This window comes from Mycobacterium asiaticum (assembly GCF_001668675.1).
Classification (GTDB): Bacteria; Actinomycetota; Actinomycetes; order Mycobacteriales; family Mycobacteriaceae; genus Mycobacterium; species Mycobacterium asiaticum_D.
The window spans coordinates 88,239-108,938 of sequence record NZ_LZKQ01000100.1 but is presented as its reverse complement, the minus strand read 5'-3'; the positions used below and the strand labels follow the sequence as shown (position 1 = coordinate 108,938).

The following is a 20,700-nucleotide window of genomic DNA, read 5'->3' as shown; positions in this document are numbered from 1 at the left end:
GTGTCGCGGGCTTCGGCGGCGCCGCCGGGACCGGTTCGGCCTTGGGCTCCGGCCGCGGCGCGGGCCGGGTGATCGGCGGACGAGCCGGCGCGCTGGGCGCGGGCGCGTCCGCGGCCGGTATAGAGATCGCCAGCCGCGTCTCGATGCGCTCAACACGTTGCAGCAACGCCGATTCGGCGTCGGAGGCCGACGGCAACAGCAGGCGGGCGCACACCACTTCGAGCAGCAACCGCGGCGCGGTGGCGCCACGCATCTCCCCGAGGCCGGCCTGGACGACTTCGGCGTATCGGGTCAGGGTCGCCGGACCGATGCGGGCCGCTTGATCCCGCATGCGGTCCAGGATGTCCTCCGGCGCGTCCACCACGCCGCGGGACACCGCGTCCGGGACCGCCTGCATGAGGATGAGGTCGCGGAACCGTTCCAGCAGATCGGTGGCGAAGCGCCGCGGGTCGTGTCCGGCGTCGATCACCGATTCGACGGCGCCGAACAACGCCGCCGCGTCGCCGGCGGCCAGTGCGTCGACGGCGTCGTCGATGAGCGCGACGTCGGTGGCGCCCAGCAGCCCCAGCGCCCGCTGATAGCCGACCCGGCCGCCGTCGGATCCGGCCACCAGCTGATCCAGCACCGAGAGCGTGTCGCGCGGCGAGCCCCCGCCGGCCCGGATGACCAGCGGGTACACCGCCTCGTCGACGACCACGCCCTCCTGCTCACAGATCCGGGAGATCAACGCCCGCATCGTGCGGGGCGGCAGCAGCCGGAACGGATAGTGATGAGTGCGCGACCGGATCGTGGGCAGCACCTTCTCCGGCTCGGTGGTCGCGAAGATGAAGATGAGGTGCTCGGGTGGCTCCTCGACGATCTTGAGCAGCGCATTGAATCCCGCCGTGGTCACCATGTGCGCCTCGTCGACGATGAACACCCGGTAGCGCGACTGGGCCGGCGCGTAGAAGGCGCGGTCGCGCAGTTCGCGGGTGTCGTCGACGCCGCCGTGGCTGGCCGCGTCGAGCTCGACCACATCGATGCTGCCCGGCGCATTGGGGGCCAGCGCCTGGCAGGAATCGCAAACTCCGCACGGGGTAGCGGTGGGACCCTGCGCGCAGTTCAGCGACCGCGCGAGAATGCGTGCGGACGAGGTCTTTCCGCAGCCGCGCGGGCCGGAGAACAGGTATGCGTGGTTGATCCGGCCCGCTTGCAGGGCGACGGAGAGCGGCTCGGTGACGTGCTCCTGCCCCACCACTTCGGCGAAGGTTGCCGGTCGGTACTTGCGGTAGAGGGCCACGGTGAGCAGGCTACCGACGCCCGGTGACGATGCCGACCCCAGAGGGTCGGCTGAGGAGGCGGGCAATCAAGCGGAGCCCGGTGACGATGCCGACCCCAGAGGGTCGGCTGAGGAGGCGGGCAATCGAGCGGAGCCCGGTGACGATGCCGACCTCAGAGGGGCGGCTGAGGAGGCGGGCAATCAAGCGGAGCCCGGTGACGATGCCGACCCCAGAGGGTCGGCTGAGGAGGCGGGCAATCAAGCGGAGCCCGGTGACGATGCGCTCGTCGGCGTTGATTCTGCGTCCAGGGCGCTGGGAACCTGAACTTTTCCGCCCTGAGCGCAGGATCAAGTCAGAGTTTCGGTCGCTGCCAGCAGCGCGCACGTGGCCAGCCCGTCCACCGCGTCGCGCAGGTCCGACTGCGACGGGAAGGACGGCGCGATGCGAATGTTCTTGTCGTCCGGGTCTTTGCGATACGGGAACGACGCCCCGGCTTCGGTGACGGCGATCCCGGCATCCTTGGCCAGCGCGACGGTCCGGCGGGCGGTCCCGGGCAGCACGTCGAGGCTGATGAAGTAGCCGCCCTTCGGCTCGGTCCACGAGGCGATCTTGGCGCCGCCCAGCCGTTGCTCCAGGATCTCGGCGGCCAGCGCGAATTTCGGCGCCAGGATCTGCTGGTGCCGCAGCATGTGCAGACGCACCCCGTCGGCGTCGCCGAAGAAACGCAAGTGCCGTAGCTGGTTGACCTTGTCGGGTCCGATCGACTTCTTCCCGGCGTACTGCAGGTACCAGGCGATGTTGCCGAGCGAGCCGCCGAAGAAGCTGACGCCGGCACCGGCGAAGGTGATCTTGGACGTGGACGCGAAGATGTAGGGCCGGTTGGGGTTGCCCGCCTTGGTGGCCAGGCCGAGCACGTCGACCTGACGGATGAAGTCGTGGGTCAGGGTGTGCACGGCGTAGGCGTTGTCCCAGAACAGGCGGAAGTCGCTGGCCGCGGTCTTCATTTGCACCAGGCGGCGGACGTTCTCCCAGGAGTAGGTGATGCCGGTCGGGTTCCCGAAGACGGGAACAGTCCACATGCCCTTGATTGCCGGGTCGGCCGCGACCAATTCTTCGATCAGGTCGACGTCTGGGCCGTCCTCGAGCATGGGAACCGGGATCATCTCGATGCCCATCGTCTCGGTGATCGCGAAGTGCCGGTCATAGCCGGGCACCGGGCACAGAAACTTGACGGTCGGCTCCTTCGCCCACGGCCGCGGCGAATCCACGCCACCGTGCAGCATCGAGAAGACGACGACGTCGTGCATGAACTCCAGGCTGGCGTTGTTGCCCGCGATCAGGTTTTGCACCGGGAGGCCCAGCAACTCGGCGAAGATCGCGCGCAGCCCGGGCAGACCGTGCAGGCCGCCGTAGTTGCGCGTGTCGGTGCCCTCCGGGTCACGGAAGTCGGCGCCGGGCGCGGACAACAGCTGGTTGGACAGGTCGAGCTGTTCGGGCGACGGCTTGCCGCGGGTCAGATCCAGCGAAAGATTCTTTGCCTGCAGCGCTGCGTATTCCTGCTGGTGGCGCGCGTGCAGCGCGGACAACTCTTCAGGGCTGAGGGAATCGAACGACGCCATGCGGCCCTTTCGTATTGCTTGGAAAATGAGGGGACCCCGCGCACCCGACAGAGCCCATTGACCCTTGCTGCCTTCCGGCCCTGGGGGAGTTCACAGGATAGACGCCGCGCGGGGTCCACCGGCGAGTGTAGTACCAGGCCGCGGCGACTCGACGGCGGTGGTGGCAGGTACCCGGGACACCCGGCACCGTTCAGCAGCTACCATGACCACGGAGGATTCGCCTAGTGGCCTATGGCGCTCGCCTGGAACGCGGGTTGGGTTAATAGCCCTCGCGGGTTCAAATCCCGCATCCTCCGCTGTACGGTCCGCCGTGTGACCAGGAACGACATTCGGCCTGGTCACCTTTCGGCGGCGTGAGATCAATCTGTTTGAGGAGGGGTATGGGGCGCAAAGTCGCCATGCTTTGGCACGCGTCGTTTTCGATCGGCGCCGGCGTCCTCTTCTTCTATTTCGTACTGCCGCGGTGGCCCGAGTTGGTGGGCGACACGCCAGAAATGCTCGGGCGGGTGCTGCGCATCGTCACCGGCGCGCTGATCGGACTTGCCGCCTTGCCGGTGGTCTTCACCCAGCGGCGTACCGGCAAGCCCGAGCTGGGCACCCCGCAAATGGCGCTCACGATCAGGACCTGTTCGATCGTCGCGCACGTATTGGCCGGTGTGCTGATCGTGGGCACCGCGATCAGCGAGTTCTGGCTCAAGCTGGACACGGTCGGCCAGTGGCTGTTCGCGATCTACGGGGCGGCCGCGGCCATCGCCGTGCTGGGCTTCTTTGCTTTCTACCTGTCGTTCGTGGCCGAGTTGCCGCCACCGCCGCCCAAACCGATCAAGCCGAAGAAGGTCAAGAAGAGCCGGGGCCGCGGCAAGAAGCGCGGCAAGGCCGCCGAAGTTGATGCGGCTGACGAGGCGGACGACGAAGACGAAGCCGAGGCGACCGACGAAGCCAGAGACGAAGAAGACGCGGAAGCCTCCGAAGACACCGTCGAGGCCGAAGACGAGGAATCGACGCAGGCCGAGACCGTCGAGGCACAGGTGCCCGAACCGGTAACTCAAGTGCAGGAAACCGAGGAGCCCGCCGCCGAAACGACGGAGGAAACCACCGACACCTCCGAGGCCGAGACCTCCGAGGCCGAGACCTCCGAAGCCGAAACCGTCGAGGCGCCCGTCCCCCAGCGGCTCCGCAACCGGCGGCCCACCGGCAAGACATCGCACCGCCGCCGGCGCACCCGCGGCGGGGTCGCGGTCGAGGAGTAGGTCCTTAGCGGCGCCGCAGCCGCTCGACGTAGTCGGCGATGCCCTGCAGCGTCTGGTCCGCCCCCCAGATCCGGCGAACGTCATCATCGATCTGCGCGCCGTCCCGGATGCGCCGCAGCGCCGGACCCCGCAGTTGCGCCTTGGTGTGGCTGTAGGCCTGCGCCGGAATGCTGCTGAGGTCTGTCGCTTCGGCCACGGCCGCGTCCAATAGGTCCTCATTGACGATGCGGTGGGCCAGTCCCCGGGCGACGGCTTCGTCGCCGCGGTAGTTCCGCCCGCCGAGCAGGACCTCCTCGGCGTGGTCACCGCAGGCGTAGCGGAGCACCTCGAGCGCGGCGACCGGGAACGCGACGCCCACCCGGACCTCGGCGGCTCCGATCTGCGCCTCCGGACTGGCCAGGCGCCAATCGCAGGCGCCGGCCAACACGCACCCGCCGGCTATCGCGGCGCCGTTGATCGCCGCCACGGTCGGTCCCGGGTAGCTGAACAACGCCTCGAACGCATCGGACAACGCGGGCACCAACTGGTCCGTGTAGCCCGCTCCGCCCTCGATCACGCGATTGAGGTCCACCCCGGCGGAGAACACCCGCCCAGCGCCGGTGATCACCAGCGCACCGCCGCCCGAGCGGGCGAGCTCCTGGATGGTCTGCGTCAACTCACCGAGGGTCTCGACGTCGAGCGCGTTCACCCGCCCCCAGGAAAGCGTCAGCACCTGCACCGATCCCGCAGTCTGGATCTCGATCACAAGGGATACTTCACCACAATTTTTGGGATCGGTAGCAACGCCCACCGCCTGTACTTGCTCCCATGACGACGCCATCAGGGCGGCGCATGACGGAAGGAAGTCCAGTGAAACGTGCTATCGCGGTTGCGATCGGAACCCTCGGCTGCGCGTCCGCGCTGGTGGGCTGCTCGAGCGGCGGCCACACCGCCAGCCCAGCCTCGAATGCGCCGGCCAGTGTCGCCACGGGTGGGAGCGCCGGCACCGAGGTCAAGGTGGGCGGCTCGGACTTGGCGGGTCTGAACCCGTCCTCGGTCACCTGCGTCAGGCAGGGCGGCAAGATCAATATCGGTAGTGGTTCGACCGGCGGCCAGCAGGCATTGGCGGTGGTCATGACCGAAGGCAACCCGCCGACGGTCGACTCGCTGGCCATGGTCGTCGACGGCAACGCCCTGTCGGTCTCGGACAACATGGGCGCCAAGGTCGGTGAAGCCAAGGTCGCGGTGGACGGCAAGACCTACACCATCACCGGGCAAGCGCAGGGCGCCGACCTGAAGAACCCGATGGCCGGAATGATCACCAAGGACTTCAGCATCAAGGTGTCGTGCGGCTGATGAGGGGTAGTTCGGGGCGGCGGGCATGCAGTGCATGTCCGCCGTTCCGGATTGGCGTCCGGACTTATGATGCAGCCGTGTCGATCACCGGCGACCTCGATCGGGCGCGTCAGCTGACGTTCGCCGCCGACGAGGGCGCGGCCCGGGATCTGTTGCTGACACTGCCACCGCAGATCGAGCGGGCCGACCGCGACGATCTGTTGCTGGAAGTCTTCGCGCAGCTCGGTGAGATCTACCTGGTCCGCGGCGCGAATGACGGAGTGCGCGAATGCATCCGGCGAATGCGCGAACCGTTGGCGATCTATCGGGGCATCCTGGACGGCACCCGGCCCGAGGCCGCCGCCCAGGTGAACATGTCGGACGCCGAGATCGCCCATATGGTCCTGCGCTACTCGCGGCGGGCGCATTTCCTCGAGATCGGATTGGCCGCGGCACAGGGCAACCACGAAGAAGCGGCGGACGCGCTGCGCGTACTGGCCGAAACCGAGTGCTCCGACGGCGATCTCGCAGACGAGCGGCAACGGTTACTCACCCACGCCCAACTGCTCTGCGCGACCGCCCTGTGTGACGACGATCTGCACGTGCGGTCGCTGCCGTTGTGGGCCCAGGTGCTCGATGCCCTAAACCGGCCCGCACGGGGAACCGAAGCCGACGACTACATCTGGGTTTCGGCGGCGACCGGCTACGGCAGGTTCTGCATCGAGACCGGGCGATTGGCCGAGGCTGAGCCCTGGCTGCGCCGCGCCGGCGCGCGCGCTCAAGCCCGTGGCTGGGAATTGGCAAGCGCGCGAACACAGCTGGAGCGCGCCGCGGCCTGTTGGACCGCCGGTGACCACGAAACCACCGAGCAACTGGTCTCCGATGCCTACCCGGTGATCGCCCGCCACGCACGCGCCCACGACGTGTCCCGCTGCTGGCTCTACATGGGGCTGACCCGGCTCGCAAGTGGCGCGCTCGAGGCCGCCGACCAGTGCTGGGAGCACGCAGAGCAGCACTGGCGCGACCTGGGCAAGCCGCTACACCTTCACCGTATTCTGTTGCAGCGCAGCTGGATCGCGATCTTCTGGGGTCGCTTTTCTCAGGCTGTCGAGCTGATCGCGCAGGCCCGCGAGTTGCTCGACTCGTCGCCGCGCAGCAGCTGGCTCCAATACGCACTGCTGGACAACCATCTGGGGACCGTCTGGCGAGCGGACGCGCTGGCGGATCTGGGTTTCGACGGGTCCGGCGACCCCGACGAGTCGTTGCAGGAGATCGAGGCCCGGCAGGCCGAATCGCTCGGAATCCTGCACGGCGAGGTCGGGACCCCGGAGTACTGGCGCGCGATGGGCAAGCTGGAACAGGCGGCCGAACTCAAGGTGCCCGCTGCCCTGGCCGTGGACTCCGTACGTTATTCGATCGCCGACACCGATGCCCGATCACGTTGGGCCGCACAGGTCTCGGCGCCGATCCTGGCCAGCGCATTCGCGGTCGCGTGGGAATGGGAGAACACCGAACTCGTCAGCGAGCTGGTCGAGTACCACAGCGCCCGTGGCACATTCAACACCGAACAACAGCAACGTCAGGTCGGCGAATGGGAGTCCACCGGCACCGGCCCGGTGCTCGTCGAGAGTGACGACGACCTGGCACTTCCGGCAGCAGCGGCCGGATCTGCACCGACACAAGCCCATTCGCTGACCCGCCTCGGACCGCTGCCACCACTGCAGATGCAACCGGGTGCGCCGCCGATCATGAGCCACTATCGCGCGCTGGCGTTTGCGCGGTACGGCCGCGAGGTGACCGCCGCCGAGCCGGCTTGGTCGACCTGGCCATGACCGGTGCGACCCTGGTCCTGCGTTACGCCGACGTCGGGATCGCCACATACGCCAGTCTGCGCTTGATCGACCAGTCCGGAATGACGCAACAGACCGTCAACTGGGTGGTGGAGGAGCCAATTCTGTTGGCCGCCTTACAGGAATTGCGCGATGCCCTGCCCGAGCCATATGGCTCAGAGAGCAGGCGGGACGCCATCGAGCGGGCTCTGACCCGCGGCCCGTTCGCGACACCGGACACTGAGCTGACGGTGGCCTACATCCTCGGTGTTCTGCTCATCGGCACCGCGGGATGGCAATTGCTGGCGGATTGCGCCGCGACTCCGCGGCCGACACTGTTCGTCTCGCCCAGCACCCGGTTGGCCAGGGTGCCCTGGGGATTGCTCGCGGTGCCGAAATCCGGGCCCAGCAAAGAAGAATTGGTGCGGGCACGGCAGGACGCGATCACTTCCAGCGGGCGGGTGGCCGCTCAAATCCCCTGGCAACTCACCGATGTCAAAGAGCACACCGACGGCTATCGCCTGATGGAGTTGGTCGATGTGCTGATGGCGGTGCCACAGAACATCGTGCACGCGCCGCGCCCCCACACCGATTGGAGTGGCCGGCACGAAGGCCCCGCGCTACTGATCCTGGATCCGCGGGTACCGGGACAACGGCCGGACTCCGCGCTGGGATCAGTACTTGGGCGACCATCGGAACAGACCCCGCTAGCAAGGCATTTCACCGAATCGTTGCGGCGCCGGCGGGTCTTGCCGGACGTCGGCAGCGCGGCGGAACTGTTCCGCCGCCAGGACGCCGACCGCAGCTGGTTGGCCGATTTGCTGACCCAGCGGCCGAGTCGGCTGATGTACGTCGGACACGCCAGTTCAGCGGACGACGACGTGGGTCACGCGGACCGGGCCGCGCTGCACCTCGCGTGCACCGCAGCTGCACCAGGAGACGCCTCACCGATTGGCAATCACCGCCCCTTGACCGCCTCGGACCTCATGGCGCTGCGGTTGCCGATCCCACCCCGGGTAGCGTTGCTGGCCTGCGCTTCGGGTGGGGATTACCAGTTCGACGAGGCGACAGGTCTGGTGGCGGCGATGATCCTGGGCGGGGCGCAACTGGTGACCGCCACGCTCTGGTCGCTGCCCACCACGGCCGCCTATCGGCAGTTCGCGCCGGCCGCCGGCGGCGCGAGCGCACCCGATCCCATGGCCGAAGTCGTTGTCGGCGTGGACAGTGCGCACGAGGAGGCCGACGCCGGGTGCGCGGTCAATCGCTGGCAGCGCGCGCAGATGCGGCGCTGGCGGGACGGTGCCGTCACCGCCAACCCGTTGTTCTGGGGAGCGCTGGTCACGTTCGCCGTAGACGGTGCGCGTTGAACGGCCCGTCCGTCATACCAGGGCGAGGCCTTGAGCCCGCACCGCCAACACATCATCGGGTAACGAAAGCTCCTCCCGCGCAGCGGGATCGAACGCGACCAGCATAACCAGGCCGGGACGCAGCGTGGATAGGTCCGCACCCGGGTTGTCGTGCACCAAGCGGCCGACGAAGGTGTCACCGTCCACGCTGGCCACCTCTATCCAGATCTGGCGTTCGCCGGCGTGCGCCGCAACCTGCTCATCCACGACGGTTCGCACGGTGCCGACCCCGACCGCGAGGCTGTCGTCCGTGCGCTTGTGCGCGTTGCGGGTGGCCCGGCGGGTCAACGTCGCCAGTAGCGCGATATGGGCCCCAACTGCCATCAGCTTCGACTTGTTCATGGGACCAGCTTCGGGACCGCGATCGGCTACCGAACCCAACTTTTCGAGTACCAGGATTTTCCCGGCTGCCCCTATCCTGTCGTCATGAGCGCCGATTCGCAGGTGGAGCCTGCCCTGGACGGACGCGACGATCGCGACGACCGTGCGACGGGACAGCCCCGGCGGGCGGTGATCGACGCCGCGTGGCGGGCCATCGGTCCCGGCGTTGAAGTATTGAGCAGCGACGACGGCGGCCCGCTGAGCCGGACCGTGAAACGCATCATCGACCCGCTGGTGCTGCGGCTGCGCGCCAATCCCCAGTATTCCGCACCTGTCGTCACCGATGCTGTCGCGCTGGCAATGCACGACCTCATCATCGGCAATGCGGCCCAATTGCGCTGCGCGGCAGCCTGGTTCGAGGTGCTCAAGTTACAGCGCAGGCGGCTGCGGATACGCAGCGGCAACGCTCAGGAGCTGTACTTCCCAGTGTGTTTCGAGCTAGCGGTCACCAAAGGTGCACCGACAAACGAAGATTCGGCTACCGCGGCCGATGTTCTGCAGGAGGTGCATCAGGGCAGGGATCGCACCGCGGTCGAGGTGCTCAACGATTACGTGACCAGCGCACAGGTGGTGGCGACGCTAGCGGCTCAGCTGGTCGCGAGCTGGCGCGACGTGCGGGCCGACGACGTCCCGCGCGAACCGTTCATGGCGGAGCTGGCCACCGTGCTCGGCCCGGCCAAGAGCCACACCGCCGCCGCGGCGCGGCAGCGCGTCTGGACCGCGATGATCGCCGACACCACGCCGTACAACCTGGGTGCGCTGATCCGCCTCGAATCCGCCGACGTGCCATGGTCGATCGTCGACCTGGGGTTGAGTGCCGTTGCCCCGCAACGTCCCCCGGAAGTTGCCAGCGGATCCGAAAGCGACCGCCCGCTGGATCGCACCGTGGTGGACCGGGTCCGGTCCACGTTGCGGCGCGCCCTGGACCGCGACGCACTGCCGGATGTCCCGCTGTTATGCGCGGAGGAGGTGGACCGGGCGTGCGCGCCATGGGGACTGCTGGCCGAGGACAAGCAGGCCACCCTGGTCGCAGGTATCGAGGTGGCCGTCGACCTGGCGCCGCTAGACCGCTCGGTCACCAGTCGCTACGGGCTGGCCGCGCAGATTCAGGCGCGGCTGCGCAAGGAGGCCTACGTGCTGCACGCGCGGCGTTATCTGGCCGAGGGCGGGCCGATTCATCCGCGCCAACAACAGGTGGTCGACGATCTCGCGTCGTACGCGCAGCCGTACCTGAGTCGGTTGTGGGCGCGGCTGCACGGGCGCGACGTGTGGCAGGAGCCCTGTGCCGACATCGACGATGTGCGGTCGCTGCTGGAAGGTGTCGCCAGGTCGGTCAGCCTCGACCATCGACAGCGGATCAAGTCGATGCTGGAACTGCAGGTGGCGGGATGAAGCTGATCAGCGAGTCCGGACTCTGGACACAGACCTCACCGCTGGTCGCGGTGCTGGAGGTCAGCGGCGCGGTGCTGTCCTGGATTGTCGACGACCCGGCCGGTGCCGCCGCCGGCCAGATCACCTTCACCGACCCGGACCGGGCCGATTGGCTATGGCGGGTGATCGGTCAGGCGGGTCACCTCGCGGTGGTGTCGGCCGCGGCGACCACCGACGAACCCCGGGATCTCGACGGCATCGACATCACGCCGGGGTCGCTGGATCCTTTGCACCGGTTGGCGATCGGCCAGTGGCTGCGTCGCTGGTGGCCCGCCAGCCAGCGCGACGGTGTCATCGCACTCGATCAAGCCCTGCTGGACGCCGAGATCGCGTTGCTGACCGCCGGCGCGGACGGTTTCTTCACCGACGACACCCTGGATTCGGATGTGACGGAACTGCTGAGTCCACACGCCGCAGCCCTGACGGCACACGTGCGAAGCAACGATCCCCGCATCCGCGACCTGGTGCGGGCTGCCGCCGACCTCGCCGACGAGGTCGGCGTCGACGGCAGCGGCTGGGCGGAACTGTCCGCGGCTCTACGGGATTCGGGCCTTAGCCTGGCCGAGCCGACCGGCTACCGCGATGACTACGCACTGGCCGCCGGCGCCGATCCCGGCCCGGCGGGCGTGGCATCGATCGGCAGGGGCGTCGCATCGATCAACTGGGGAGCGGTGCCGCCGGGTGTTTTCGACGCGGCCGAGGACACCGTCGACTGGCGCGTGGAAGCGGCCGGCCCGTCGGTCGTCGCCGTCGTCCGTGCGGCGGTCATCGGACCCGATCCGGCCACCGACGTACCGGTTCGCGTTCAGTCCGGAGACGTCAGCGGCGCCGCCGCGCTGGATGCCGGCGGCCGCGCCACCGTGCCGCTCGTCGACGGCCAACGGCGAGCACTGACGGAATCGGTTGCCTGGAACCACGATTGGCCCGTCACGTCGGTCATCGTCGGCGCCGATGTGACGGAACCCCGGGCGGCCCGGGAACGGATTCGCGGCTGGGTGCGGTCCCGGCTGGACCAGCCGCCACCGGACGCCTTCCTCGCCGAGATCCTGGCAGCCGAATCGTCCTACTAGGCAGCGTCCTATCGGCGTCCTACTAGGCGACGCCCACCCCCTTGCCTATGCTGAGCGAGTGCCCAACACATATCGGGTCGTGCAGTGGACGACCGGGAACGTCGGTAAGAGCTCACTACAGTCCATCGTCGCCAACTCGCAGTTCGATCTGGTGGGTTGCTACGCGTGGTCCCCGGAGAAAGCCGGCCAGGACGCCGGGGAGTTGGTCGGCATCGAACCGCTCGGGATTGCCGCGACCAATGACGTCGAGGAACTGCTGGCTCTGAAGCCGGACTGCGTGGTCTACAACCCGATGTGGATCGACGTCGACGAGTTGGTCCGGATCCTGTCCGCGGGTGTCAACGTGGTGACGACGGCTTCCTTCATCACCGGCCACAACCTGGGCGAGGGCCGCGACCGGATCCTGGAGGCATGCCAGCAGGGTGGCTCGACGATCTTCGGCTCGGGTGTCAGCCCGGGCTTTGCAGAGTTGTTGGCGATCGTGTCCGCGATGGTGTGCAACCGCGTCGACAAGGTCACCGTCAACGAGGCGGCCGACACCACGTTCTACGACTCCCCGGACACCGAACGGCCGGTGGGTTTCGGACAGCCCATCGACAATCCCGAGCTGCCGGCGATGGCGGAGAAGGGAACCGCGATCTTCGCCGAGGCCGTCCGCCTGGTTGCCGACGCGTTGGGCGTCGAACTTGACGAGGTCCGGTGCGTGGCCGAATTTGCGCAAACCACAGCCGATCTCGAGATGGCATCCTGGACGATTCCGGCGGGATGTGTTGCGGGTGTCTACATCAGCTGGCGCGGCATTGTCGGCGGCAACACGATCATCGACCTCAACGTGCGCTGGAAGAAGGGGCAGACCCTCGAACCCGACTGGCCGATCGACCAGGACGGCTGGGTGATCCAGATCGACGGTCAGCCGACGGTGACGACCAGGGTCGGCTTCTTGCCGCCGCCGTACTTCCAGGCGACGACACTGGCCGAGTTCATGGCGCTCGGACACATCATGACTGCGATGCCGGCGATCAACGCGATCCCCGGCGTGGTGGCCGCTGCACCCGGCATCGCCACCTATGCCGACCTTCCGCTGACCCTGCCGCGTGGGACAGTCCCCTCGTCGTGAGGCAGTGCCCGGCATGAAGCCGACGCTGAGCGGGTATCCGCTCCACATGGCTACCAACAACCGATTGAGCAACTCAGCAAAGTATTGGGGCGGGCGGGCCAAAGAAACGGTCGGCCGGCTGACCGGTGACCGGCGCACCCAGTATGAGGGTGTGCTGGACCAGGCGAAGGCGAATCTCAAGGACACCGGGCTGCGTTTCCGGGACGCTGTGCGGGGCGGGCGTCGGCCGGTGCGGCGGCAACCACGGCGGCAACCATGAGCGCCGAAGACAAGGTTAAGAACAAGATCGAGGACCTTGGCGGCCGGGCCAAAGAGGCGGTCGGCCGGGCGACGGGCGATCGCGACACCGAGGCCGAGGGACGTGCCGATCAGGCCAAGTCGAGCCTCAAGGATGCCGGCGAAAAGGTCAAGGACGCCTTCAAGAAATAGCCGCAGGCGGTTGAACTGCGATTTTCTGGCTACTTCTATTGGCATGCTATTCAAGTCAAGGGCTCGCCGGCTGACGGCGGGCGCCGCGGTGGCGCTGGGTTGCTTTGCGCTGCTGAACGCGCCGGCACCCGATGCGTCGGCAGCGCCATGTCCGGACGTCGAGGTGGTGTTCGCGCGCGGTAGTGGCGAGCCACCGGGTGTCGGCGGCATCGGCGGGGCATTCGTCGATGCGCTGCGTGCGGATATCGGCGCACGGTCGCTGGGCGTATATGCGGTCAACTACCCGGCCAGTACCGACTTCGGCAGCAGCGATTTCCCGCTGACCGTCATCGACGGGATCCGAGACGCGGGCGGCCACATCCAGTCCATGGCCGCGACTTGCCCGAACACCAGAGAGGTCCTGGGCGGGTACTCGCAAGGGGCTGCCGTCGCCGGTTACGTCACCTCGGCGGCCGTCCCGCCGGGTGTGCCCGCGTCCGCAGTGCCGCAACCGCTGGCTCCCGAGATCGCCAATCACGTCGCGGCGGTCACGCTGTTCGGTACGCCCTCACCGGAATTCCTGAGTCAGTACGGCGCGCCACAGATCGCCATCGGACCGCTGTACCAGCCCAAGACCATTCAGCTGTGCGCCGACGGTGACAACATCTGCGCCGGCGGCGGCACCACCCCCACCTTCGCGCACACGTTGTACGCGGCCAACGGAATGACCGGTCAGGCAGCGGATTTCGCGGCCGGCCGCCTGTAAGTCGGGCCTCAGTCGGGATCTTCCGGCAAGTCCGGGTTCGGGATGCTGGGTGAGTTCTTCAACCATTCCCGCAACCGGAGCAACCCGTTGATCACGATGCCGAGCCCAAGCAGAACCAGCACCGCGACGATGATTGCGGTAGTCACCATTCCATGGTGACAGGTCTATGCGGGCTTGATCTCCAGTCCGACGTGCACCTTGTCGATGCCGCCGCGCACGATCGAGTGCGCGTAGAACCACCAGGCGTGGTACCAGTACCGCTTGAGCACGGCGTTGTACACCCGTCGCGTCTCGGACTTCGGCAGGACGCGGGCAACCGCTTCCACCTCGTCGCTCTTGGGCTTACCCAACGAACCACTCCTGGCGACGGTCACCCGCGGCGTGTTGCGAATGCGCTTGACCTTCCACGAATCGTCGTCGGTGATGACGAGCAACCGGTCGTCGCCGTCGGGCACTCCCCAGATCGCGGTCGGCTTGGGACGGCCGTCCTTGGTGAAGGTCGTCAGCAGCAGATACTTCGACTTGATGACATCTTTGAACGAGATTGCCACGCTGTGTTTCCTCCTGGATAGGTTTGCCGATCCCGACATCGGCGATACCGCACCGCGACCTATTACCCGCATTGCACGCTGCGGAAACCGTGGGATTGCATGGCAGGCGGCACAGCCACCCCACCGCATTCCACCGTTAGCGACGGTTGCAACAATGCGAAGATGCGTGTTCTGGTCACCGGAGGTACGGGGTTCGTCGGCGGGTGGACCGCCAAAGCCATAGCCGATGCCGGGCATTCCGTCCGGTTCCTGGTGCGAAAGCCCGAACGCTTGAAGACGTCGGTGGCCGCACTCGGGGTCGACATATCCGACTACGCCGTCGGTGACATCAAGGACCGCGAGTCGGTTCGGGAGGCGCTGCAAGGCTGCGACGCCGTCGTCCACAGTGCCGCGTTGGTGGCGACCGATCCGCGGCAGACGGCGCAGATGCTGGCCACGAACATGGAAGGCGCGGGGAACGTTCTGGGGCAGGCGGTCCAACTCGGTCTGGACCCGATCGTGCATGTCTCGAGCTTCACCGCTCTTTTCCACCCGAACGTGACGACCCTGAGCGCCGACCTGCCGGTTGTCGGTGGGACTGACGGATACGGAACCTCCAAGGCGCAGGTGGAAATCTATGCCCGCGGCCTGCAGGACGCCGGTGCGCCGGTCAACATCACTTATCCCGGAATGGTTCTCGGCCCGCCGGTGGGCAATCAGTACGGTGAGGCCGGCGAGGGTGTGCGGGCGGCGCTGCAGATGCACGGTATCCCGGGGCGCAGCGCGGCCTGGATGGTCGTCGACGTCCGCGATGTCGCCGCCGTGCACGCGGCACTGCTCGAGCCGGGGCGCGGCCCGCGACGGTACATGGTGGGCGGGCATCGGGTCCCCGTCGGCGAGCTGGCGAAGCTGCTGGGCGAGGTGTCGGGCACCACGATGTTCCCGGTGCCGGTCCCGGACAGCGCATTGCGCGCCGCCGGAACACTTTTGGACTTCGTGGGACCCTATCTGCCCTTCGAGAACCCGGTGACCGCGGCGGGAATGCAGTACTACACCCAGATGCCCGAATCCGATGACACGCCGGCCGAGCGGGAACTCGGCATCCAATTCCACGATGCCCGCACCACGCTGGCCGACACCGTTGCGGCACTGCGGCAGGCGCAGCGCGACTAGTCCGGTACCACCGCGGCGTCGATCAACGCGGCGGCGGCTGCCCGGGCGTGTACGACCGGTGACGCATCGTTCAGCGAGGTTGCCATCGCCGTTGCCCCTTCGAACAACACGGCGAGCTGCTGACCCAACAGGTGCGGGTCGGCGGCGCCCAGTTCCTGCGCAACGGCGGCAAGCCGACGGGTGAAGCGCAACTTGTGACTCCGCACGATCTTGTCCGCACTCGTCATCGCGCCAGCGGATTCCACCGCTGCGTTGTGAAAAGGACACCCGCGCACCACTTCTGCGCGCGGCGCCTCGAAGATGGCCAATAACCGCTCGCGAGGAGAAAGAGCGGTGTCCGCGAGACGCTGTTCAAGCGGCGTGCCGCCGCGACCGTCAATAGCGGTCAGGTAGTTCTCGACCAATTCGCCTTTACTCGAAAAGTGTTGATAAAGCGTGCGTTTGGAAACGCTGGCGTGCCGGGCGATGAGATCGACACCGGTGGCATGGATCCCGTTGCGGTAGAAGAGGTCGGCTGCCGCACGCTCGATGCGCGCACGGGCCCCGCGTCCGCTCACCCGTTGCTCCATGACCGCCATATTACACCGATCGGTTTACATTATGCGAGATCGCTGATATCGTCGACCGTTCATATACACCGATCGGTTTACTTAGTCGGAAGGACGCCCATGCAGCACACCGCGGAATCGCCCATCCTGGTAATCGGTGCGACCGGACGGCACGGCGGAACCGGGGCTACCGTGGTGGACTGCCTGCTGCGACGTGGTCATTCGGTGCGGGCGCTGATCCGCACCGACGACGAGCGTGCCGCCGAACTGCGTCGGCGGGGCGCCGAGACCGTCGTCGGCGACTTACATGATCGCGACTCGCTGGTACCCGCATTCGACCGCGTCCGCGCGGTGTATTTCACCTACCCCGTGGCGCCTGGCATCATCCCAGCCGCGGCCAACGTCGCCTCGGTGCTGTCTAAGCACGCGTCCGCTGCACACCTCGTGGTGATGTCCATGGCGGTGTCAGCCCTCGACAGCCCGAGCAAACTTGGCCAGGCTCAAGCGGTTGCCGAGGACATCTTCATCTGGGCAGGCTTAAATCCGACGGTGCTGCGGTTCGCCGGACTGTTCCACGAGAACATCGCAGTCCTGCACCAGCGAACCATCCAGCGTGATGCCGTGATCGCCAACAGCTTTGGCGGCTGTGCGGCGCCATGGATCAGCGGGGATGACGCCGCCGAGATCGCCGCCGCCCACCTGTTGACGCCTCGCCCCGATTCACCGCGAATCAGCTATCCACCGCCGGCGGAGGCGATCAGCCACACCGAACTTGCCCGCATCATCTCCGCGACGGCGGGCCGGCCGGTGCGCTATGAACACATCTCCGCGGCCGCATGGCAGCGGCAGCTGGAATTGGCCGCCGAATCCGAGCACCCGGTCAATGTGGGCATGGCGCAACACATCGCGGCCGTCGGCGCGGCCCTGTCGGGGCGGAGCAAGCCACTGGTGGCACCGGACCCGTCCGCCCTGGCGGCGATGCTCGACCGGCCGCCCGCGTCGGTCGCTGATTTCATTCGGCGCAACCATTCCCACTTCGCCACCGATCGGACATAAACCAAGGAGAAGCGATCATGTCGTCCGTGCTGATCACCGGAGCCAACCGCGGCATCGGCCGCGCCATCGCCACCGAGTTCACCCGCCGCGGTCACCGGGTCATCGCCACCGCACGCGATCCGCGCTCGCTGGCCGACCTCGACGTCAGCGGGCGGCTGGCCCTCGACGTCACCGATGACGCGAGCGTCACTGCCGCCGTGGCGGCGGCCGGCGAAATCGACATCCTGATCTCCAACGCGGGGGCCATCTTCTATGCCGCGGTCGAAGCCATTCCGCTGCCGGAACTGGAACGGGTGTTCGACCTCAACACCGTCGGCGCCGTCCGGGTGGCGCAAGCCGTACTCCCGCAGATGCGAGCCCGCGGTGACGGCAAGCTGATGTTCATGTCCAGTGTGCTCGGCCGAATCGTGTTGCCGCCCGCCGCCGCGTACGCCGCGACGAAGTGGGCGCTGGAAGGGTTGGTCGAAGCCCTGGCCATCGAAGTTGCGCCATTCGGCGTTCAGGCGGCGCTCCTGGAACCGTCCGCCGTGAGCTCCGGCGCACTCGACGACGTCGCCACCTACACGCTGCCCGACGATCCCTACGCCGCCGTGCTGAACGGCGGCGGACCGCGCGCCGGGATGATCACCCCCGAACAGGTTGCTGCAGAGGTCGTCGACGCCGCCGAGAAGCCCCAACTCCCGTTGCGCATCCCGATCGGGGACGCCGCCCGCGCGCTGCTGGCCGCCCGTCATGTTGCCCCCGAGGACGCCCCTTTCACCCTTTGACCGGGATCGCGGCCGCGGGCACCGCCACGCCCGGCACACCCACATCGATCCGCAGCAGCGCCCCGGCGGTGGTGACATAGATTGCCGTTCCGGCAAAGGCCAGCGACGACACGAATCGTCCCGGAAGTTCGACCACTTCGCGCAGAGCGCCCCCGGCATCGAATCTTGCAATGCCGCCGCCACTTCCGAGCGCAACCCATACGCCGCCGTCCGCATCGACCGCCAGGCCGTCACATTCACCGCAGGGCGCGTCGGCGAATACGGACGACCCGTGCGGTCCGTATGCGCGCACCCGCGCCGCCGCGTACTCGGCGACATACAGCGTCTCGCCACCCGGCGCGAACCCAACACCGTTCGGCCAGAGCAGATCATCCAGCAAAATCTGCGTCGCGCCGTCGGGCGCGATACGAATCAATTCGGTGGGTCCGGCGGTCTGACCCGCCTGCGGCTGATGACGCAGAACTCCGACGATCACCGAACCATCCGACCCCACGGTCAGATCGTTGATGCCGGTGGCGCCCACGGGAGCCAGCACGGTCCGCAGACCCGACGGGTGCACATACGCCAGATCGCGCCCGCTGACCAGAATTCCGCCGTCGGCATGCAACGCGATACCGCCGATCCCGCGCCGCCGGTCAACCACGGTCGATATTGCGTCGCCGGACCAGCGGTAAACGCCGCCGGCCGTGGTGTTTGCCACCAGCACCGATCCGTCCGGCAGCGGCCGAGGCGCTTCGAGCAAACCGTCGGCCTCCCACAGGGTCTGCACTCGGTGAGTCATGTCATCGCCTCGACCCGACCGATGTCCGCCCCGAAACCCGGCGCGGCCGGCAGCTGCGGGCAGCGCTGCGCAAACGGCGCGGGTTTGCGGGTATCACCTCGCGCTCGGGCCTTTAACTCCCCGCAGCCGTCACCGAAGCGCGCGTTCGAAAGCGGTTCGACGCCGCATGAGCGGCAACCCGTTACGGTCGTCATTCGACCCCTCTGTGTCGAGCCCACGACGGCCCCCGGGGTATCGGGCCCTCACAGATTATGCGCAGTTGCCGCACGCCGTCACTGCCGTCATGCTGAACGGCGCATGCCGCGTCGACGGATGGGACCTCAGCCGTGACCTACCACGCACACACCACTGGCCTGTTGGTCATCGACCCATACAACGACTTCATCTCGCCCGGCGGGAAAGTCTGGGAACGGCTGCAGGGGGTGTTGGAGGCCAACGACTGTGTCGCCCATATGAAACAGGTGCTCGACGCCGCGCGCGAGGCGCAGGTGCGAGTGTTCTATGCGTTGCATCGCCGGTACCGCCCTGGCGATTACGAGTCATGGCAGTACGTCGCCCCAGTTCAGCGGGCCGCGTGGTCGCGCCGCACGTTCGAATACGGCACCTGGGGCGGCGAATTGCGCCCCGGCTTCGAGCCCCGGCCCGGTGACATCGTCGCCGACGAACACTGGTGTTCCAGTGGTTTCGCCAACACGGATCTGGACCTGCAACTGAAGAGGCACGGCATCCACCGGCTCATCGCCATCGGGCTCATCGCCCATACCTGTGTGGAGGCAACCGTCCGCTTCGCCGCGGAGCTTGGCTACGACGTCACAGTGGTCAAGGACGCAACCGCGGACTACTCAGACGTGGAGATGCATGCCGCGCTAGAGGTGAACCTGCCGAACTATGCCAGCGCGATCCTGACCGCCGCCGAGGTGACCGCGGCGTTGAAGGCGTGATGCGTCACTTCTTCCGGTCCGTATCCCGGCTCGGCTGAACCCTTTTCGGCTCCCCCGGCATTTTGGGATAGTTCGGCGGATACGGCATGTCGCCGAGGCCGCGCTGCTCGTCAGCCTCGACCAACTCGAGCAGCGGAGCGATCGACTGGGCGAGTGAGTCCATGCCGGCCCATGGGTCATCACGGCCCGCAACCAGGTCGGGCACCGTGGCCATGGTGTAGTCGTCGGGATCGGCATGCGCCAACTCGTCCCAACTCAGCGGGGTGGAGACGGTCGCAATCGGGGTGCGGCGCACCGAGTACGGCGACGCCATGGTGCGGTCCCGTGCGTTCTGGTTGAAGTCGATGAAGATGCGCTTGCCGCGTTCTTCCTTCCACCAGGACGTGGTCACCGCATCCGGTGCCCGTCGCTCGATCTCGCGCGCCAGCGCGATGCCGGCCCGGCGCACCTGCACGAAATCCCAGTCGGTGGCTATCCGCAGGAAAACGTGGATGCCGCGGCCCCCGGATGTTTTGGCGTAGCCCACCAAACCGAGTTCGGCGAGCAGTGGCCGCAGCACATCGACGGCGACCGTTCGGGCTTCGGCGAAGCCGGTGCCCGGTTGCGGATCGAGGTCGATGCGCAGCTCGTCGGGGTGGTCGGTGTCGGGGCAGCGCACCTGCCAGGGGTGCAGGGTGATGGTGCCCATCTGCGCCGCCCACACGATGGCCGCCGGGTGGGTCACCTTCAGCGCATCGGCGGTACGTCCGGACGGGAAGGTGATCCGGCAGGTCTCCAGGTAGTCGGGATGGTGCTGCGGAACCCGCTTCTGGTAGATCTCCTCGCCGTCGATGCCGTCGGGGAAGCGCTGCAAATGCGTGGGCCGGTCACGCAGCGCAGTGAGCATCGGACCGCTCGAGACGGCCCGATAGTAGTCGACCAGCCGGCCCTTGGTGCCCTGCTTCCCCAGCTTGGGGAAGTACACCTTGTCCCGGTTGGTCAGCCGGACGGCGATCCCATCGACGTCGAGTTCTTCTGCTGCGGCAGCCATAGCTGCACTCCAGCATGCCGCACG

At 67.5% G+C, this 20,700-nt stretch carries 24 protein-coding genes, 1 tRNA gene and 1 other RNA gene; 16 read left to right on the top strand and 10 right to left on the bottom strand.

Going from position 1 to position 20,700, the window contains the following annotated elements; all coding sequences use genetic code 11:
- On the bottom strand, positions 1–1,279 hold a 1,279-nt coding region (locus A9X01_RS09360), incomplete at its 3' end, for a DNA polymerase III subunits gamma/tau (protein ID WP_065120456.1).
- A 1-nt stretch (position 1,280) separates the two neighbouring features.
- On the opposite strand from A9X01_RS09360, the gene A9X01_RS29780 reads away from it, so the two are divergent.
- Positions 1,281–1,583 carry a hypothetical protein gene (locus A9X01_RS29780; protein WP_172832477.1) on the top strand — a complete coding sequence of 101 codons (303 nt, stop codon included), beginning with the start codon at positions 1,281–1,283 and terminating at the stop codon, positions 1,581–1,583.
- A 23-nt stretch (positions 1,584–1,606) separates the two neighbouring features.
- On the opposite strand, the gene A9X01_RS09350 is transcribed toward A9X01_RS29780, so the two are convergent.
- A complete protein-coding gene (locus tag A9X01_RS09350; protein ID WP_065120454.1) occupies positions 1,607–2,878 on the bottom strand; it encodes an aspartate aminotransferase type Ic in 1,272 nt (423 codons plus the stop codon).
- Between the two features lie 25 nt (positions 2,879–2,903).
- An RNA gene (gene ffs / locus A9X01_RS09345) (signal recognition particle sRNA small type) lies at positions 2,904–2,998 on the bottom strand.
- 90 nt (positions 2,999–3,088) lie between these two features.
- On the opposite strand from ffs, the gene A9X01_RS09340 reads away from it, so the two are divergent.
- A tRNA-Ser gene (locus A9X01_RS09340) sits at positions 3,089–3,174 on the top strand.
- Positions 3,175–3,258: 84 nt separating this feature from the next.
- Complete coding sequence (lucA, locus tag A9X01_RS09335) at positions 3,259–4,128, top strand: lipid uptake coordinator LucA (RefSeq protein WP_065120453.1); 870 nt, start codon at positions 3,259–3,261, stop codon at positions 4,126–4,128.
- A 4-nt stretch (positions 4,129–4,132) separates the two neighbouring features.
- Here lucA and A9X01_RS09330 read toward each other — a convergent pair whose 3' ends face one another.
- The gene (locus A9X01_RS09330; RefSeq protein ID WP_065120452.1) at positions 4,133–4,873 is read right to left on the bottom strand and encodes an enoyl-CoA hydratase/isomerase family protein; all 741 of its coding nucleotides are present in this window, start codon (positions 4,871–4,873) and stop codon (positions 4,133–4,135) included.
- Positions 4,874–4,959: 86 nt separating this feature from the next.
- Between A9X01_RS09330 and A9X01_RS30445 the strand changes: the two genes are divergently transcribed.
- The 3 genes from A9X01_RS30445 to A9X01_RS09315 all read left to right on the top strand — a co-directional run bounded on the left by A9X01_RS30445 (position 4,960) and on the right by A9X01_RS09315 (position 8,638).
- Positions 4,960–5,463 carry a lipoprotein LpqH gene (locus tag A9X01_RS30445; protein WP_172832479.1) on the top strand — a complete coding sequence of 168 codons (504 nt, stop codon included), beginning with the start codon at positions 4,960–4,962 and terminating at the stop codon, positions 5,461–5,463.
- Between the two features lie 77 nt (positions 5,464–5,540).
- Complete coding sequence (locus A9X01_RS09320; protein WP_065120450.1) at positions 5,541–7,274, top strand: hypothetical protein; 1,734 nt, start codon at positions 5,541–5,543, stop codon at positions 7,272–7,274.
- A complete protein-coding gene (locus A9X01_RS09315) occupies positions 7,271–8,638 on the top strand; it encodes a CHAT domain-containing protein (protein ID WP_065120449.1) in 1,368 nt (455 codons plus the stop codon). Before A9X01_RS09320 ends, A9X01_RS09315 begins: the two co-directional genes overlap by 4 nt.
- 12 nt (positions 8,639–8,650) lie before the next feature.
- Here A9X01_RS09315 and A9X01_RS09310 read toward each other — a convergent pair whose 3' ends face one another.
- Positions 8,651–9,019 carry a hypothetical protein gene (locus tag A9X01_RS09310; RefSeq protein WP_065120448.1) on the bottom strand — a complete coding sequence of 123 codons (369 nt, stop codon included), beginning with the start codon at positions 9,017–9,019 and terminating at the stop codon, positions 8,651–8,653.
- A gap of 84 nt (positions 9,020–9,103) precedes the next feature.
- On the opposite strand from A9X01_RS09310, the gene A9X01_RS09305 reads away from it, so the two are divergent.
- The 6 genes from A9X01_RS09305 to A9X01_RS09280 are packed head-to-tail and all read left to right on the top strand — an operon-like array spanning position 9,104 to position 13,850.
- Positions 9,104–10,450, top strand: a complete 1,347-nt coding sequence (locus A9X01_RS09305) for a hypothetical protein (RefSeq protein ID WP_065120447.1) — start codon at positions 9,104–9,106, stop codon at positions 10,448–10,450.
- Entirely contained in the window at positions 10,447–11,559 is a 1,113-nt protein-coding gene (locus A9X01_RS09300; RefSeq protein ID WP_065120446.1) for a hypothetical protein, read from the top strand. Before A9X01_RS09305 ends, A9X01_RS09300 begins: the two co-directional genes overlap by 4 nt.
- 58 nt (positions 11,560–11,617) lie before the next feature.
- Entirely contained in the window at positions 11,618–12,676 is a 1,059-nt protein-coding gene (locus tag A9X01_RS09295) for an NAD(P)H-dependent amine dehydrogenase family protein (protein WP_065120445.1), read from the top strand.
- Between the two features lie 46 nt (positions 12,677–12,722).
- Positions 12,723–12,935 carry a CsbD family protein gene (locus A9X01_RS09290; protein ID WP_065034036.1) on the top strand — a complete coding sequence of 71 codons (213 nt, stop codon included), beginning with the start codon at positions 12,723–12,725 and terminating at the stop codon, positions 12,933–12,935.
- On the top strand, positions 12,932–13,105 hold the full coding sequence (locus A9X01_RS09285) for a CsbD family protein (protein WP_036362695.1): 174 nt from the start codon (positions 12,932–12,934) through the stop codon (positions 13,103–13,105). The genes A9X01_RS09290 and A9X01_RS09285 overlap by 4 nt, the downstream gene beginning before the upstream one ends.
- A 43-nt stretch (positions 13,106–13,148) precedes the next feature.
- Positions 13,149–13,850, top strand: coding sequence for a cutinase family protein (locus A9X01_RS09280; protein WP_065120444.1), 702 nt, complete (start codon positions 13,149–13,151; stop codon positions 13,848–13,850).
- Between the two features lie 8 nt (positions 13,851–13,858).
- On the opposite strand, the gene A9X01_RS30440 is transcribed toward A9X01_RS09280, so the two are convergent.
- Together A9X01_RS30440 and A9X01_RS09275 are read right to left on the bottom strand one after the other, a co-directional pair.
- The gene (locus tag A9X01_RS30440; protein WP_172830430.1) at positions 13,859–13,996 is read right to left on the bottom strand and encodes a hypothetical protein; all 138 of its coding nucleotides are present in this window, start codon (positions 13,994–13,996) and stop codon (positions 13,859–13,861) included.
- An 18-nt stretch (positions 13,997–14,014) separates the two neighbouring features.
- Positions 14,015–14,401, bottom strand: coding sequence for a PPOX class F420-dependent oxidoreductase (locus A9X01_RS09275; RefSeq protein ID WP_065120443.1), 387 nt, complete (start codon positions 14,399–14,401; stop codon positions 14,015–14,017).
- A gap of 162 nt (positions 14,402–14,563) precedes the next feature.
- On the opposite strand from A9X01_RS09275, the gene A9X01_RS09270 reads away from it, so the two are divergent.
- Entirely contained in the window at positions 14,564–15,553 is a 990-nt protein-coding gene (locus A9X01_RS09270) for an SDR family NAD(P)-dependent oxidoreductase (protein WP_065120469.1), read from the top strand.
- On the opposite strand, the gene A9X01_RS09265 is transcribed toward A9X01_RS09270, so the two are convergent.
- Complete coding sequence (locus tag A9X01_RS09265; protein ID WP_081282291.1) at positions 15,550–16,122, bottom strand: TetR/AcrR family transcriptional regulator; 573 nt, start codon at positions 16,120–16,122, stop codon at positions 15,550–15,552. The two genes, A9X01_RS09270 and A9X01_RS09265, sit on opposite strands and share 4 nt — an antisense overlap.
- A 99-nt stretch (positions 16,123–16,221) precedes the next feature.
- Here A9X01_RS09265 and A9X01_RS09260 point away from each other — a divergent pair, with 99 nt between their 5' ends.
- Positions 16,222–17,157 (top strand): NmrA family NAD(P)-binding protein, encoded by a 936-nt coding sequence (locus tag A9X01_RS09260; RefSeq protein ID WP_065120441.1) that lies wholly within the window; start codon positions 16,222–16,224, stop codon positions 17,155–17,157.
- Between the two features lie 17 nt (positions 17,158–17,174).
- A complete protein-coding gene (locus A9X01_RS09255; RefSeq protein ID WP_065120440.1) occupies positions 17,175–17,924 on the top strand; it encodes an SDR family NAD(P)-dependent oxidoreductase in 750 nt (249 codons plus the stop codon).
- Here the strand turns inward: A9X01_RS09255 and A9X01_RS28930 are convergent.
- The gene (locus A9X01_RS28930; protein ID WP_081282284.1) at positions 17,914–18,705 is read right to left on the bottom strand and encodes an SMP-30/gluconolactonase/LRE family protein; all 792 of its coding nucleotides are present in this window, start codon (positions 18,703–18,705) and stop codon (positions 17,914–17,916) included. The two genes, A9X01_RS09255 and A9X01_RS28930, sit on opposite strands and share 11 nt — an antisense overlap.
- Positions 18,706–19,031: 326 nt before the next feature.
- Here A9X01_RS28930 and A9X01_RS09245 point away from each other — a divergent pair, with 326 nt between their 5' ends.
- The gene (locus tag A9X01_RS09245) at positions 19,032–19,646 is read left to right on the top strand and encodes a cysteine hydrolase family protein (RefSeq protein WP_065120439.1); all 615 of its coding nucleotides are present in this window, start codon (positions 19,032–19,034) and stop codon (positions 19,644–19,646) included.
- Positions 19,647–19,650: 4 nt separating this feature from the next.
- On the opposite strand, the gene ligD is transcribed toward A9X01_RS09245, so the two are convergent.
- Positions 19,651–20,676 carry a non-homologous end-joining DNA ligase gene (ligD, locus tag A9X01_RS09240; RefSeq protein WP_065120438.1) on the bottom strand — a complete coding sequence of 342 codons (1,026 nt, stop codon included), beginning with the start codon at positions 20,674–20,676 and terminating at the stop codon, positions 19,651–19,653.
- Positions 20,677–20,700: the final 24 nt, after the last annotated feature.

Coding starts and splice junctions, on each gene's coding strand:
- A9X01_RS09350 (WP_065120454.1), bottom strand. CDS start 2,878: ATGGCGTCGTTCGATTCCCTCAGCCCTGAAGAGTTGTCCGCGCTGCAC.
- lucA (WP_065120453.1), top strand. CDS start 3,259: ATGGGGCGCAAAGTCGCCATGCTTTGGCACGCGTCGTTTTCGATCGGC.
- A9X01_RS30445 (WP_172832479.1), top strand. CDS start 4,960: ATGACGGAAGGAAGTCCAGTGAAACGTGCTATCGCGGTTGCGATCGGA.
- A9X01_RS09315 (WP_065120449.1), top strand. CDS start 7,271: ATGACCGGTGCGACCCTGGTCCTGCGTTACGCCGACGTCGGGATCGCC.
- A9X01_RS09310 (WP_065120448.1), bottom strand. CDS start 9,019: ATGAACAAGTCGAAGCTGATGGCAGTTGGGGCCCATATCGCGCTACTG.
- A9X01_RS09305 (WP_065120447.1), top strand. CDS start 9,104: ATGAGCGCCGATTCGCAGGTGGAGCCTGCCCTGGACGGACGCGACGAT.
- A9X01_RS09300 (WP_065120446.1), top strand. CDS start 10,447: ATGAAGCTGATCAGCGAGTCCGGACTCTGGACACAGACCTCACCGCTG.
- A9X01_RS09290 (WP_065034036.1), top strand. CDS start 12,723: ATGGCTACCAACAACCGATTGAGCAACTCAGCAAAGTATTGGGGCGGG.
- A9X01_RS09285 (WP_036362695.1), top strand. CDS start 12,932: ATGAGCGCCGAAGACAAGGTTAAGAACAAGATCGAGGACCTTGGCGGC.
- A9X01_RS09280 (WP_065120444.1), top strand. CDS start 13,149: ATGCTATTCAAGTCAAGGGCTCGCCGGCTGACGGCGGGCGCCGCGGTG.
- A9X01_RS09270 (WP_065120469.1), top strand. CDS start 14,564: ATGCGTGTTCTGGTCACCGGAGGTACGGGGTTCGTCGGCGGGTGGACC.
- A9X01_RS09265 (WP_081282291.1), bottom strand. CDS start 16,122: ATGGAGCAACGGGTGAGCGGACGCGGGGCCCGTGCGCGCATCGAGCGT.
- A9X01_RS09260 (WP_065120441.1), top strand. CDS start 16,222: ATGCAGCACACCGCGGAATCGCCCATCCTGGTAATCGGTGCGACCGGA.
- A9X01_RS09255 (WP_065120440.1), top strand. CDS start 17,175: ATGTCGTCCGTGCTGATCACCGGAGCCAACCGCGGCATCGGCCGCGCC.
- A9X01_RS28930 (WP_081282284.1), bottom strand. CDS start 18,705: ATGACTCACCGAGTGCAGACCCTGTGGGAGGCCGACGGTTTGCTCGAA.
- ligD (WP_065120438.1), bottom strand. CDS start 20,676: ATGGCTGCCGCAGCAGAAGAACTCGACGTCGATGGGATCGCCGTCCGG.